The organism is Pantoea sp. CTOTU46764 (assembly GCF_031974595.1).
GTDB classification, from domain to species: domain Bacteria; phylum Pseudomonadota; class Gammaproteobacteria; order Enterobacterales; family Enterobacteriaceae; genus Pantoea; species Pantoea trifolii.
In genome coordinates, this window is sequence record NZ_DALYOQ010000101.1 from 1 (window position 1) to 11,138 (window position 11,138).

Annotated in this window: 14 protein-coding genes; 12 read left to right on the forward strand and 2 right to left on the reverse strand. The window is 53.9% G+C overall.

The genetic code is table 11. The features are described from left to right. Nucleotides 1-34: 34 nt before the first annotated feature. The gene (locus RTM06_RS21665; protein ID WP_312184679.1) at nucleotides 35-1,939 is read right to left on the reverse strand and encodes an ABC transporter ATP-binding protein; all 1,905 of its coding nucleotides are present in this window, start codon (nucleotides 1,937-1,939) and stop codon (nucleotides 35-37) included. A gap of 114 nt (nucleotides 1,940-2,053) precedes the next feature. On the opposite strand from RTM06_RS21665, the gene kefG reads away from it, so the two are divergent. The 4 genes from kefG to slyD all read left to right on the forward strand — a co-directional run bounded on the left by kefG (nucleotide 2,054) and on the right by slyD (nucleotide 5,393). After that, complete coding sequence (gene kefG, locus RTM06_RS21670; protein WP_256697638.1) at nucleotides 2,054-2,605, forward strand: glutathione-regulated potassium-efflux system ancillary protein KefG; 552 nt, start codon at nucleotides 2,054-2,056, stop codon at nucleotides 2,603-2,605. Then, nucleotides 2,605-4,407: a glutathione-regulated potassium-efflux system protein KefB gene (gene kefB / locus RTM06_RS21675; RefSeq protein WP_312184680.1), complete on the forward strand. Its 1,803-nt coding sequence runs from the start codon at nucleotides 2,605-2,607 to the stop codon at nucleotides 4,405-4,407. The genes kefG and kefB overlap by 1 nt, the downstream gene beginning before the upstream one ends. Nucleotides 4,408-4,452: 45 nt before the next feature. After that, a complete protein-coding gene (locus tag RTM06_RS21680) occupies nucleotides 4,453-4,647 on the forward strand; it encodes a YheV family putative zinc ribbon protein (protein ID WP_008101839.1) in 195 nt (64 codons plus the stop codon). Between the two features lie 191 nt (nucleotides 4,648-4,838). Continuing rightward, nucleotides 4,839-5,393, forward strand: a complete 555-nt coding sequence (slyD, locus tag RTM06_RS21685; RefSeq protein ID WP_049851962.1) for a peptidylprolyl isomerase — start codon at nucleotides 4,839-4,841, stop codon at nucleotides 5,391-5,393. Nucleotides 5,394-5,436: 43 nt separating this feature from the next. On the opposite strand, the gene RTM06_RS21690 is transcribed toward slyD, so the two are convergent. Then, nucleotides 5,437-5,655 (reverse strand): SlyX family protein, encoded by a 219-nt coding sequence (locus tag RTM06_RS21690; protein ID WP_312184681.1) that lies wholly within the window; start codon nucleotides 5,653-5,655, stop codon nucleotides 5,437-5,439. A gap of 280 nt (nucleotides 5,656-5,935) precedes the next feature. Between RTM06_RS21690 and fkpA the strand changes: the two genes are divergently transcribed. The 8 genes from fkpA to fusA all read left to right on the forward strand — a co-directional run. Beyond that, complete coding sequence (gene fkpA, locus RTM06_RS21695) at nucleotides 5,936-6,766, forward strand: FKBP-type peptidyl-prolyl cis-trans isomerase (protein ID WP_008102198.1); 831 nt, start codon at nucleotides 5,936-5,938, stop codon at nucleotides 6,764-6,766. Nucleotides 6,767-6,940: 174 nt separating this feature from the next. Beyond that, the gene (locus tag RTM06_RS21700) at nucleotides 6,941-7,663 is read left to right on the forward strand and encodes a transcriptional regulator (protein WP_312184682.1); all 723 of its coding nucleotides are present in this window, start codon (nucleotides 6,941-6,943) and stop codon (nucleotides 7,661-7,663) included. Further along, entirely contained in the window at nucleotides 7,663-8,049 is a 387-nt protein-coding gene (gene tusD / locus RTM06_RS21705) for a sulfurtransferase complex subunit TusD (RefSeq protein WP_312184683.1), read from the forward strand. Before RTM06_RS21700 ends, tusD begins: the two co-directional genes overlap by 1 nt. Continuing rightward, nucleotides 8,049-8,408 (forward strand): sulfurtransferase complex subunit TusC, encoded by a 360-nt coding sequence (gene tusC / locus RTM06_RS21710; protein WP_312184684.1) that lies wholly within the window; start codon nucleotides 8,049-8,051, stop codon nucleotides 8,406-8,408. Before tusD ends, tusC begins: the two co-directional genes overlap by 1 nt. A 9-nt stretch (nucleotides 8,409-8,417) precedes the next feature. Then, the gene (gene tusB, locus RTM06_RS21715; RefSeq protein WP_256697632.1) at nucleotides 8,418-8,705 is read left to right on the forward strand and encodes a sulfurtransferase complex subunit TusB; all 288 of its coding nucleotides are present in this window, start codon (nucleotides 8,418-8,420) and stop codon (nucleotides 8,703-8,705) included. A 126-nt stretch (nucleotides 8,706-8,831) separates the two neighbouring features. Beyond that, nucleotides 8,832-9,206: a 30S ribosomal protein S12 gene (gene rpsL, locus RTM06_RS21720; RefSeq protein WP_006120575.1), complete on the forward strand. Its 375-nt coding sequence runs from the start codon at nucleotides 8,832-8,834 to the stop codon at nucleotides 9,204-9,206. 96 nt (nucleotides 9,207-9,302) lie between these two features. Next, nucleotides 9,303-9,773, forward strand: coding sequence for a 30S ribosomal protein S7 (gene rpsG, locus RTM06_RS21725; RefSeq protein ID WP_007886246.1), 471 nt, complete (start codon nucleotides 9,303-9,305; stop codon nucleotides 9,771-9,773). Nucleotides 9,774-9,866: 93 nt separating this feature from the next. Further along, the coding region (gene fusA / locus RTM06_RS21730) for an elongation factor G (RefSeq protein ID WP_312184685.1) at nucleotides 9,867-11,138 on the forward strand (1,272 nt) is incomplete at its 3' end.

An 11,138-nucleotide genomic window follows, 5' to 3' on the forward strand; every position in this document is an offset into this window, starting at 1 on the left:
GGGGGAGGACCGAGGAGGGGGACAGCGTGCACAATCAACCCGCCAGCATTTGCTCCAGCTGTTCCTGCGCATCCAGCCATGCCATTTCGACCTCTTCCAGCGCGGCCTTACTTTCTGCCTGACGCTGCAGCGCCACGTTCAAATCGGCTTTGCGACTCTGATCGTAAATCGCGCTGTCGGCCAGTTGCGCTTCCGCATCGCTGAGCTGACTCTGCCACTTCGCCATCTGCTTCTCAAGTTTCTCGATCTCTTTACGCAGCGGCTGCGTTTGTGCACGCAGCTCGGCGTCGCGGCGTTTCTGGTCTTTACGCGATTGCGCGCTGTTGCCGTTATCCTGCTTCGGCGAGGCATCCTGTTGTGCTTGCTGCTTCTGCAGATCGCTCAGCCACTGCTGATAATCTTCCAGGTCGCCTTCAAACACATCGACCTTGCCGTCGTGCACCAGATAGAGATCGTCTGTGGTGGCGCGCAGCAGATGACGATCGTGCGAGACCACCACCAACGCGCCTTCGAAATCAATTAGCGCTTCGGTCAGCGCCTGACGCATATCAAGATCGAGGTGGTTAGTCGGTTCATCGAGCAGCAGCAGGTTCGGGCGCTGCCAAACAATCAATGCCAACACCAGACGCGCTTTTTCGCCGCCGGAGAAGCGTTCAGTGATTTCGCTGACTTTATCGCCCTGGAAGCCGAAGCCACCAAGATAATCGCGCAGCTGCTGCTCAAGCACTTTCGGTGCGATGCGTGACAAATGCTGCAACGGCGATTCATCGGCGCGCAGATATTCCAGCTGATGCTGGGCGAAGTAACCGAGCTTGATGCCTTTCGCCAGGCCAACTTTGCCATCCAGCGCCTCGAGCTCACCGGCGAGCAGTTTGATTAGCGTCGATTTACCCGCGCCGTTACGGCCCAGCAGGCCAATACGCGAACCCGGCACAAGGTTAAGTTTGATGGCGTCGAGAATGATGCGCTCGCCATAACCGGCGGTGACGCGTTCCATCTTTAGCAACGGATTCGGCAAACTTTCTGGCGCGCGGAAACTGAAGCTAAACGGGTTATCGACGTGTGCTGGCGCAATCAGCTCCATGCGCTCCAGCATTTTGATGCGGCTCTGCGCCTGCTTCGCTTTGGTGGCCTGCGCGCGGAAGCGATCGATATACTTTTGCAGGTGCGCCACTTTTTCCTGCTGGCTCTGGAACAGCGCTTGCTGTTGCGCCAGCTTGGCGACGCGCTGACGTTCGAACGAGCTGTAGTTGCCAGTGTATTCAAACATCGTTTGCTGTTCGATGTGGATGATCTTATCGACCACCGGATCGAGGAAGTCGCGGTCGTGCGAAATCAGCACCAGCGTACCCTCGTAGCTTTTCAGCCAGCGTTCTAGCCAGATCACGGCATCGAGATCGAGGTGGTTGGTCGGTTCATCGAGCAGCAGCAGATCGGAACGGCACACCAGCGCCTGCGCGAGGTTGAGGCGCATGCGCCAGCCACCGGAGAAATCGCTCACCGGCCGCATTAATTGTTCCTGGCTAAAGCCCAAACCGTGCAACAAACTTGAGGCGCGAGCAGGTATGCTCCACGCCTGAATCGCATCCAGCTTGCCGTGCACCAGGGCGATGGCGTTGCCATCGTTGCGCCCATTGGCGTCGGCTAATTCAGATTCAAGCTGACGATATTCACGGTCGCCGTCGATAACATACTCCAGCGCGGGTTTGCTCAGCGCCGGGGTTTCCTGATTGACCCACGCCAGCGCCCAGTTGCTTGGGAAGGTGGCGTTACCTGCATCGCTGCTGATCTCGCCCTTCAGCAATGACAGCAGCGTCGATTTGCCGCAGCCGTTTTTACCCACTAAGCCCACTTTCTGGCCGGGGTTTATGGTGGCTGTTGCGTTATCCAGCAGCACATTGGTGCCGCGGCGAATTTGTAGTGCTGAAAAGACAATCATAAGCGCCGTATCGTCAGAATATGTTAATTTACCGGCAACATAATTCGAGAAAATTTGTTGCGTCGAGCATGGTAGCGGAATTCCTGTGCCGTGACGACGCTTTGGAGGGGAACGATGTCGCAGCCACCCAAAATATTGCTGCTTTACGCCCATCCGGAATCACAGGATTCGATTGCTAATCGGGTTTTGCTGCAGTCGGCTATGGAACTGGACCACGTCACGGTGCACGATTTATACGCCCACTATCCGGATTTCTTTATTGATATTCACCATGAGCAACAGTTGCTGCGCGAACATCAAATCGTTGTATTCCAACATCCACTTTATACCTACAGCTGCCCGGCGCTCCTGAAGGAGTGGCTGGATCGTGTGCTGTCGCGCGGCTTTGCCAGCGGTCCAGATGGCAATGCGCTGGAAGGCAAATACTGGCGCAGCGTGGTGACCACCGGCGAACCGGAAGCGGCGTATCACCCTAGCGGCCTGAATCGCTATCCGATGAGTGACATCATGCGTCCGTTTGAGCTGACGGCGCAGATGTGTCGCATGCACTGGATGACGCCGATGGTGATTCACTGGGCGCGTCGGCAGACGCCGGAAGTGATGCGTAATTTTGCCCGAGCGTACGGCGACTGGCTGGCTTCACCGCTGCCGCAAGGAGGTGTGTGATGGAAGGCGAAACGTTACTGACGGCGGGCGTGATTTATCTGGTTGCGGCGGTGCTGATTGTGCCGATTGCGGCGCGTCTTGGCATTGGCGCGGTGCTGGGCTATTTGCTGGCCGGTATTGCGATTGGTCCGTGGGGATTGGGTTTCATCAGCGACGTTGAGGAGATTCTGCACTTCTCCGAACTCGGCGTGGTGTTCCTGATGTTCATCATCGGGCTGGAACTGAACCCGTCGAAACTCTGGGCGCTGCGCCGCTCTATCTTTGGCGTGGGTGCCGCTCAGGTGCTGATCTCCGCCGCTATTCTCGGCGGATTGCTGTGGCTGACCGACTTTAGCTGGCAGGCGGCGGTGATTGGCGGCATTGGCCTGGCGATGTCATCGACGGCGATGGCGCTGCAGCTGATGCGCGATAAAGGCATGAACCGCAGTGAATCGGGGCAGCTCGGTTTCTCTGTGTTGCTGTTCCAGGATTTGGCGGTGATTCCCGCGTTGGCATTGGTGCCGCTGCTGGCGGGCGGCGATAGCGGTCACGTTGACTGGTTGAAAGTCGGGATGAAAGTGCTGGCGTTCGGCGGGATGCTGATTGGTGGCCGTTATCTGCTGCGCCCGATTCTGCGCTTTATTGCCGCATCCGGCGTACGCGAAGTGTTTACTGCCGCGTCGCTGCTGCTGGTGCTGGGTTCGGCGCTGTTTATGGACGCGCTCGGCCTGTCGATGGCGCTGGGTACTTTTATCGCCGGTATTCTGTTGGCGGAAAGTGAATACCGCCACGAGCTGGAAGTGGCCATCGAACCGTTCAAAGGCTTGCTGTTGGGCTTGTTCTTTATTTCGGTTGGCATGGCGCTGAATCTCGGCGTGCTTTATACCCACATCACTGAAATTTTGCTGGGCGTGCTGATTCTGGTGACGGTGAAAACGCTGGTGCTGTATGTGCTGGGGCGCATTTATGGCCTGCGCAGTTCAGAGCGCCAGCAGTTTGCCGGTGTGTTAAGCCAGGGTGGCGAATTTGCCTTTGTGCTGTTCTCGGCAGCGTCATCGGCCAAAATGTTCAGCGGCGACCAAATGCCGCTGCTGCTGGTAACGGTGACGCTGTCGATGATGACCACGCCGCTGCTGATGAACGGCATCGACCGTTTACTGGCGCATCGCTTTAATGAACCCGATGAAAATGCCGAGAAGCACTTCGTCGAAGACGATCAGCCGCAGGTCATTGTGGTGGGCTTTGGTCGTTTTGGTCAGGTGGTTGGCCGTTTGCTGATGGCGAACAACAAACGCATTACGGTGCTGGAGCGCGATATCTCGGCGGTGAGCCTGATGCGTAAATATGGCTATAAGGTTTATTATGGCGACGCCACCGAGCTGGAGCTGCTGCGTGCAGCGGGCGCGGAGAATGCGCAATCCATCGTCATTACCTGCAACGATCCGGAAGATTCGATGAGCATCGTGCAGCTGTGTCAGCAGCATTTCCCGCAGCTGGAAATCCTGGCGCGCGCGCGTGGCCGTGTTGAGGCGCATGAACTGTTGCAGGCTGGCGTCACGCTGTTCTCACGTGAGACGTTCTCCAGTGCGCTGGAGCTGGGCCGTAAAACGCTGATCTCACTGGGCATGCATCCGCATCAGGCGCAGCGCGCACAGCAACATTTCCGTCGTCTGGATATGCGCATGCTGCGTGAACTGGTGCCAAGCCATGATGACAGCGCGCAGGTTTCACGTGTGCGTGAGGCGCGGCGCGAGCTGGAGGATATCTTCCAACGCGAAATGCAGCACGAAAAACGCCAGTTCGACGGCTGGGATGACGAGTAGATCTATACTTACTTAATCCGTTCATTAACGACGGCAGGAAACAGTATGCGTAAACGCTTTATAGCCGGTGCGGTTTGTCCAAAGTGCCAGGCAAAAGATACCTTGGCGTTGTGGCGTGAAAACAACGTTGAAGTGGTGGAATGTGTTCAGTGCGGTCATCAGATGCGTGAGGCTGACAAGCAAGTGCGCGATCAGGTTCGCACTAACGAGCAAGTGATCGGCGTTTTTCATCCTGAGTAGCGCAATGGCGCAGCTTTTTTTAAGCTTGAACTTACAGCGGGATTGAATTCCGCTACAATCGGCGCCATTAACGCTGAGCAGTATGCCGCAACACTATTGGCATCCTCAGTCTTGAACCTTTCTGGTTGGTTTATTGCACGCAAAATTGACCAATGGGACGGGATCTTAGTTCTCAACGGTTAGGAGATATCATGAAAGTAGCAAAAGACCTGGTGGTGAGCCTGGCGTATCAGGTTCGTACCGAAGACGGTGTGTTGGTTGACGAGTCACCGGTGAGTGCACCGTTGGACTATCTGCACGGTCATGGTTCCCTGATTTCTGGTCTGGAAAAAGCGCTGGAAAATCATGATGTAGGCGATAAGTTTGACGTGCATATCCCGGCGAACGACGCTTACGGTCAATACGATGACAACCTCGTACAGCGCGTACCAAAAGACGTGTTTATGGGCGTTGATGAACTGCAGGTTGGCATGCGCTTCCTGGCAGAAACCGATCAAGGTCCAGTACCGGTTGAAATCACCGAAGTTGAAGATGAGCACGTGGTGGTTGATGGTAACCACATGCTGGCGGGTCAGAACCTGAACTTCAACGTGGAAGTTGTGGCGATTCGCGCAGCGACCGAAGAAGAACTGGCGCACGGTCACGTGCATGGCGCGGATGGTCATCATCACGATCATGACCACGACCATGGTCACGATCACGGCCAGGGCGGCTGTGGCACTGGCGGTTGCGGCTGCAGCCACTAATCAGTGTGATGCTGGCAAGGCCACCTTCGGGTGGCCTTTTCTTTTAGTAATGCGGCGGCGGCGTTTCTTCTGACTGTGATGCGATCATCGACGGCGCGCTATCTTTCACTTTATCGATTAACAGACGGACTTGCTCACGCAGTCTGATCATCTCCAGCTCATGCTGAACCACCGTTTGATTGAGCTGATCGATGGTGTATTCCTGAAAAGCCAGCTTGCTCTCCAGCGCATCAAGGCGTTGTTCCCATTCTGTTGGTTGCATGATCTTTCCTCATCTTGCGGTGCTGCGCGTTAATCTGTTTCGGGCGTGATTCTACGGCGTTTCGCTTCAGAATCACCTGATATTTTACCTTTCCGCGTCATGCTGCATTGAAACGGCGCATAACGCCTATATCTCTGATGAAACTTCCTGAAGCAAAAAAGGTCGGAGGTTAAACGGGTAATTACATTGTGGGAGTGTTCGCCGCTGCCACGTAAAGTTATAGTGTGGGCCTCAGTCCGCAATGTTTCCCGAGGTTAGAGGCTTCGGTTTTGGAGAAAGGATGAATTCACTGTTTAAAGTCACATTGTTAGCTACCACCATGGCCTTCGCGCTGAATGCACCGCTGGCAATGGCAGCAGAAACCGCCGCTGCTCCAGCAGACGCCGCTCAGGCCGCGCCGCAAGCACCGAAAAATGCTGCCTTCAAAAACGAAGATCAGCAATCAGCCTATGCACTTGGCGCGTCCCTTGGTCGCTACATGGACAACTCTCTGAAGGAACAAGAGAAGCTGGGCATCAAACTGGATAAAGATCAGTTGATCGCGGGTGTTCAGGACGCCTTTGGCGGCAAGAGCAAACTTTCTGATCAAGAGATTGAGCAAACCCTGCAGGCCTTTGAAGGCCGCGTGAAAGGTGCAGCTCAGGCGAAGATGGAAAAAGACGCGAAAGAGAACTCTGATAAGGGCTCTGCTTACGCTGACAAATTCGCTAAAGAAAAAGGCGTGAAGAAAACCGAATCTGGCCTGCTGTATCAGGTAGAGAAAGAAGGTACCGGTGATGTACCTAAAGACAGTGATACTGTGGTGGTGAACTACAAAGGTACGCTGATCGACGGTACTGAGTTCGATAACTCATATACTCGTGGCGAGCCGCTGTCGTTCCGTCTGGACGGTGTGATTCCGGGCTGGACCGAAGGTCTGAAGCACGTGAAGAAAGGCGGCAAGATCAAGCTGGTGATCCCACCGAACCTGGCTTACGGCAAAAATGGCGTTCCGGGTATTCCGGCTAACTCCACGCTGGTGTTCGATGTCGAACTGCTCGACATCAAGCCAGCGCCGAAAGCGGATGAAAAAGCGCAGGCTCCAGTCGCTGGCGATCAGAAAGCGCAGTAATCTGAACTTTCTGCACCACGCCGCCTACGGGCGGCGTTTTTATTTCGGAGATAGAGGTAAAGGTCTGGCTAAAGACCATGACATTTGCCAGACTAACGCCTGCTTAACTATCACCATATGAGTCTGCCCCAATGCTGTCGAGACAGGCTCCAGCCATTTAGGGTAATGTCTTCGATGTCTAATCCATTCAATCCCGGTGAACTGACTGACTTCGATTTACTGGAGCAACGTCCGTTCGAGCAAGCAGACTACGATATCCTCAAATCCTACGAAGCCGTTGTCGATGGCCTGGCGATGCTAATTGGCTCGCACTGCGAAATCGTGTTGCACTCGCTGGAAGATTTGAAGTGTTCTGCGGTGCGTATCGCCAACGGTGAACATACCGGGCGTAAAGTGGGTTCGCCGATTACCGATTTGGCCCTGCGTATGCTGCACGATATGCACGGCGCAGACAGCAATGTCTCCAGAGCCTACTTCACGCGCGCGAAAAGCGGCGTGCTGATGAAATCGGTCACTATCGCGATTCGTAATCGTCAGCAGCGCGTCATTGGCTTGCTGTGCATCAACATGAACCTCGACGTGCCGTTCTCACAAATTATGTCGACTTTTATGCCGCCGGAAATGCAGCAAGTGGATTCCAACGTCAATTTTGCCAGCTCGGTGGAAGACCTGGTGATGCAGACGCTGGAGTTCGCAATAGAAGAAGTGAGCGCTGACCGTAACGTTTCTAACAATGCTAAGAATCGGCAGATCGTGCTCAATATGTATGAGAAGGGCATTTTCGACATTAAAGACGCGATCAATCAGGTGGCCGACCGCCTCAATATCTCCAAGCACACGGTTTACCTCTATATTCGCCAGTTTAAAAACGGTGATTTCCAGGGGCAGGATCGCTAATGCGCTACACCTTGCTGGTCACCGGACCGGCATACGGCACGCAACACGCCAGCAGCGCGCTGCTGTTTGCGCGTGCGCTGATAAATGCCGGACATCAGCTGGAGAGCGTGTTCTTCTATCGTGAAGGCGTGCTGAACGCTAACCAACTGAGCGCGCCGGCCAGCGATGAAGTGGATATGGTGCGTGAATGGCAGCAACTGCGTGCTGAAAGTGGCGCCGCGTTGAATATATGTGTGGCGGCTGCATTACGGCGTGGCGTAACCGACGCGCAGGAAGCCGCACGCTTGCAACTGGCGGGCAGTAATTTGCAGCCAGGTTTTGAACTCAGCGGTTTGGGCGCACTGGCTGAAGCCGCGCTGAGCTGCGATCGTCTGGTGCAATTCTGATGAACCGTGTGGCGTTTCTGTTTACTCAGGCACCGCACGGAAGTAGTGCGGGCAGGGAAGGGCTGGATGCTGTGCTGGCGACGGGCGCATTAAGCGAAGATATCGGTCTGTTCTTTATCGGGGATGGCGTGCTGCAGCTCAATTGCGACCAGCAGCCTGAGCAGATTCTGGCGCGCAACTACATCGCGACCTTTGGCGTGCTGGCGCTCTACGATATCGACCAGTGTTTTGTCTGCGCCGATTCGCTGTTGGTGCGCGGACAAAATTTGACGGCTGAACGCGTGCTGGCTGCTGAGGTGCTGGATGCTGCATCGCTACGCGAAAAGCTGGCTACCTATCATCGTGTTATTCGATTCTGAGAACTGATCATGCTTTACACGTTGCTGCAATCTCCCTGGCAATGCGATCTCGATAGCCTGCTGCTTTTATTGCAGGAAGGCGACGATCTGCTTTTATTGCAGGATGGCGTAACTGCCGCATTGGCTGGCAGCCAGGTGTTAACCAGGCTCAGCGCATCGCCGGCTACGCTGTGGGTATTAGAAGAAGATGTGGCGGCGCGCGGCCTGATTGAGCAAATTTCGACCAAAGTAGCACGTTTAGACTATACTGGTTTCGTTGCGTTAACAGCGAAGCACCAACAACAAGTGGCCTGGTAAGAGCGAAAACCTGGTTATTTCTTGACACCCTTTTGACACAGCCCTAAAATTCTGCCTCCTCGTAGTAATACGAGGCGATTTATTACGTGTTTACGAAGCAAAAAGCTAAATCCCAGGAGCTATTTAATGGCAACAGTTAACCAGCTGGTTCGCAAACCACGCGTACGCAAAGTTGCAAAGAGCAACGTGCCTGCGCTGGAAGCCTGCCCGCAGAAACGTGGTGTATGTACTCGTGTGTACACCACTACCCCTAAAAAACCAAACTCAGCACTGCGTAAAGTTTGCCGTGTGCGTTTGACTAACGGTTTTGAAGTTACCTCCTACATCGGCGGTGAAGGTCATAACCTGCAGGAGCACTCCGTGATCCTGATCCGTGGCGGTCGTGTTAAAGACTTGCCAGGTGTGCGTTACCACACCGTTCGTGGCGCGCTGGACTGCTCAGGTGTTAAAGACCGTAAGCAGTCACGCTCCAAGTACGGCGTGAAGAAGCCAAAGGCTTAATGGTTCTCCGTTAAGTAAGGCCAAACGTTTTAACTTAAATGTCAAACTAAACTCGTAGAGTTTTGGACAATCCTGAATTAACAACGGAGTATTTCCATGCCACGTCGTCGCGTCATTGGTCAGCGTAAAATTCTGCCGGATCCTAAGTTCGGATCAGAGCTGCTGGCTAAATTTGTAAATATCCTGATGGTAGATGGTAAAAAATCTACTGCTGAATCTATCGTCTATACCGCGCTTGATACCCTGGCTCAACGCGCTGGTAAAGATGGCCTGGAAGCGTTCGAGGTTGCTCTCGAAAACGTACGTCCGACTGTCGAAGTTAAGTCACGTCGCGTTGGTGGTTCTACCTACCAGGTTCCAGTTGAAGTCCGTCCGGTTCGTCGTAATGCCCTGGCAATGCGTTGGATCGTAGAAGCTGCTCGTAAACGCGGTGATAAATCTATGGCTCTCCGCCTGGCGAACGAACTTTCTGATGCTGCAGAGAACAAAGGTACTGCAGTTAAGAAACGTGAAGACGTTCACCGCATGGCTGAAGCCAACAAGGCGTTCGCACACTACCGCTGGTAACAGCAACGTAGTTGTTATAAACCCAGCGGGCGTCCCAGTGACTCACCTGCTGGGCTTTTTTAACTTAGAACGTCTCAGAATCAGAGGAATCAAATGGCTCGTAAAACACCCATTGAGCGCTACCGTAACATTGGTATCAGTGCGCACATCGACGCCGGTAAGACTACAACTACCGAACGTGTTCTGTTCTACACCGGTGTAAACCACAAAATCGGTGAAGTTCATGACGGCGCAGCAACCATGGACTGGATGGAGCAGGAGCAGGAACGTGGTATTACCATCACGTCCGCTGCAACTACCTGTTTCTGGTCTGGTATGGCTAAGCAGTTTGAACCACACCACGTAAACATCATCGACACCCCTGGACACGTTGACTTCACCATCGAAGTTGAGCGTTCTATGCGTGTGCTTGATGGCGCAGTAATGGTTTACTGTGCAGTTGGTGGTGTTCAGCCACAGTCTGAAACCGTATGGCGCCAGGCTAACAAATATAAAGTTCCACGCATCGCGTTCGTTAACAAAATGGACCGCATGGGTGCTAACTTCCTGAAAGTTGTTGAGCAGATGCAAGTGCGCTTGGGTGCAAACCCAGTTCCACTTCAACTGGCTATCGGCGCAGAAGAAGGTTTCACCGGTGTTGTTGACCTGGTGAAAATGAAAGCGATCAACTGGAACGATGCCGATCAGGGCGTTACCTTCGTTTACGAAGATATCCCAGCTGATATGCAGGAACTGGCTGAAGAATGGCGTGCGAAGCTGGTTGAAGCCGCTGCTGAGGGTTCTGATGAGCTGATGGAGAAATTCTTCGGCGGTGAAGAACTGACAGAAGAAGAGATCAAAACTTCTCTGCGTAAGCGCGTACTGAAAAACGAAATCATCCTGGTTACCTGTGGTTCTGCATTTAAGAACAAAGGTGTTCAGGCGATGCTGGATGCGGTAGTTGAATACCTGCCAGCACCGACTGACGTTACCGCGATTAACGGTATGCTGGACGACGGTAAAGACACGCCGGCTGAGCGTCATTCCGATGACAAAGAGCCGTTTGCTGCGCTGGCGTTCAAAATCGCTACCGACCCGTTTGTTGGTAACCTGACCTTCTTCCGCGTTTACTCTGGTGTTGTTAACACCGGTGACACCGTGTACAACCCGGTTAAGTCAAACCGTGAGCGTCTGGGCCGTATCGTTCAGATGCATGCGAACAAACGTGAAGAGATCAAGGAAGTTCGTGCAGGCGATATCGCCGCTGCGATCGGTTTGAAAGACGTAACTACTGGTGACACCCTGTGTGACCCAGACAACGTCATCATTCTTGAGCGTATGGAATTCCCTGAGCCGGTAATCTCTATCGCCGTTGAGCCGAAAACC

Excerpts from the sequence above, each read along its gene's own strand:
- RTM06_RS21665 (WP_312184679.1), bottom strand. The coding sequence starts at position 1,939 with ATGATTGTCTTTTCAGCACTACAAATTCGCCGCGGCACCAATGTGCTG.
- kefG (WP_256697638.1), top strand. The coding sequence starts at position 2,054 with ATGTCGCAGCCACCCAAAATATTGCTGCTTTACGCCCATCCGGAATCA.
- kefB (WP_312184680.1), top strand. The coding sequence starts at position 2,605 with ATGGAAGGCGAAACGTTACTGACGGCGGGCGTGATTTATCTGGTTGCG.
- RTM06_RS21680 (WP_008101839.1), top strand. The coding sequence starts at position 4,453 with ATGCGTAAACGCTTTATAGCCGGTGCGGTTTGTCCAAAGTGCCAGGCA.
- slyD (WP_049851962.1), top strand. The coding sequence starts at position 4,839 with ATGAAAGTAGCAAAAGACCTGGTGGTGAGCCTGGCGTATCAGGTTCGT.
- RTM06_RS21690 (WP_312184681.1), bottom strand. The coding sequence starts at position 5,655 with ATGCAACCAACAGAATGGGAACAACGCCTTGATGCGCTGGAGAGCAAG.
- fkpA (WP_008102198.1), top strand. The coding sequence starts at position 5,936 with ATGAATTCACTGTTTAAAGTCACATTGTTAGCTACCACCATGGCCTTC.
- RTM06_RS21700 (WP_312184682.1), top strand. The coding sequence starts at position 6,941 with ATGTCTAATCCATTCAATCCCGGTGAACTGACTGACTTCGATTTACTG.
- tusD (WP_312184683.1), top strand. The coding sequence starts at position 7,663 with ATGCGCTACACCTTGCTGGTCACCGGACCGGCATACGGCACGCAACAC.
- tusC (WP_312184684.1), top strand. The coding sequence starts at position 8,049 with ATGAACCGTGTGGCGTTTCTGTTTACTCAGGCACCGCACGGAAGTAGT.
- tusB (WP_256697632.1), top strand. The coding sequence starts at position 8,418 with ATGCTTTACACGTTGCTGCAATCTCCCTGGCAATGCGATCTCGATAGC.
- rpsL (WP_006120575.1), top strand. The coding sequence starts at position 8,832 with ATGGCAACAGTTAACCAGCTGGTTCGCAAACCACGCGTACGCAAAGTT.
- rpsG (WP_007886246.1), top strand. The coding sequence starts at position 9,303 with ATGCCACGTCGTCGCGTCATTGGTCAGCGTAAAATTCTGCCGGATCCT.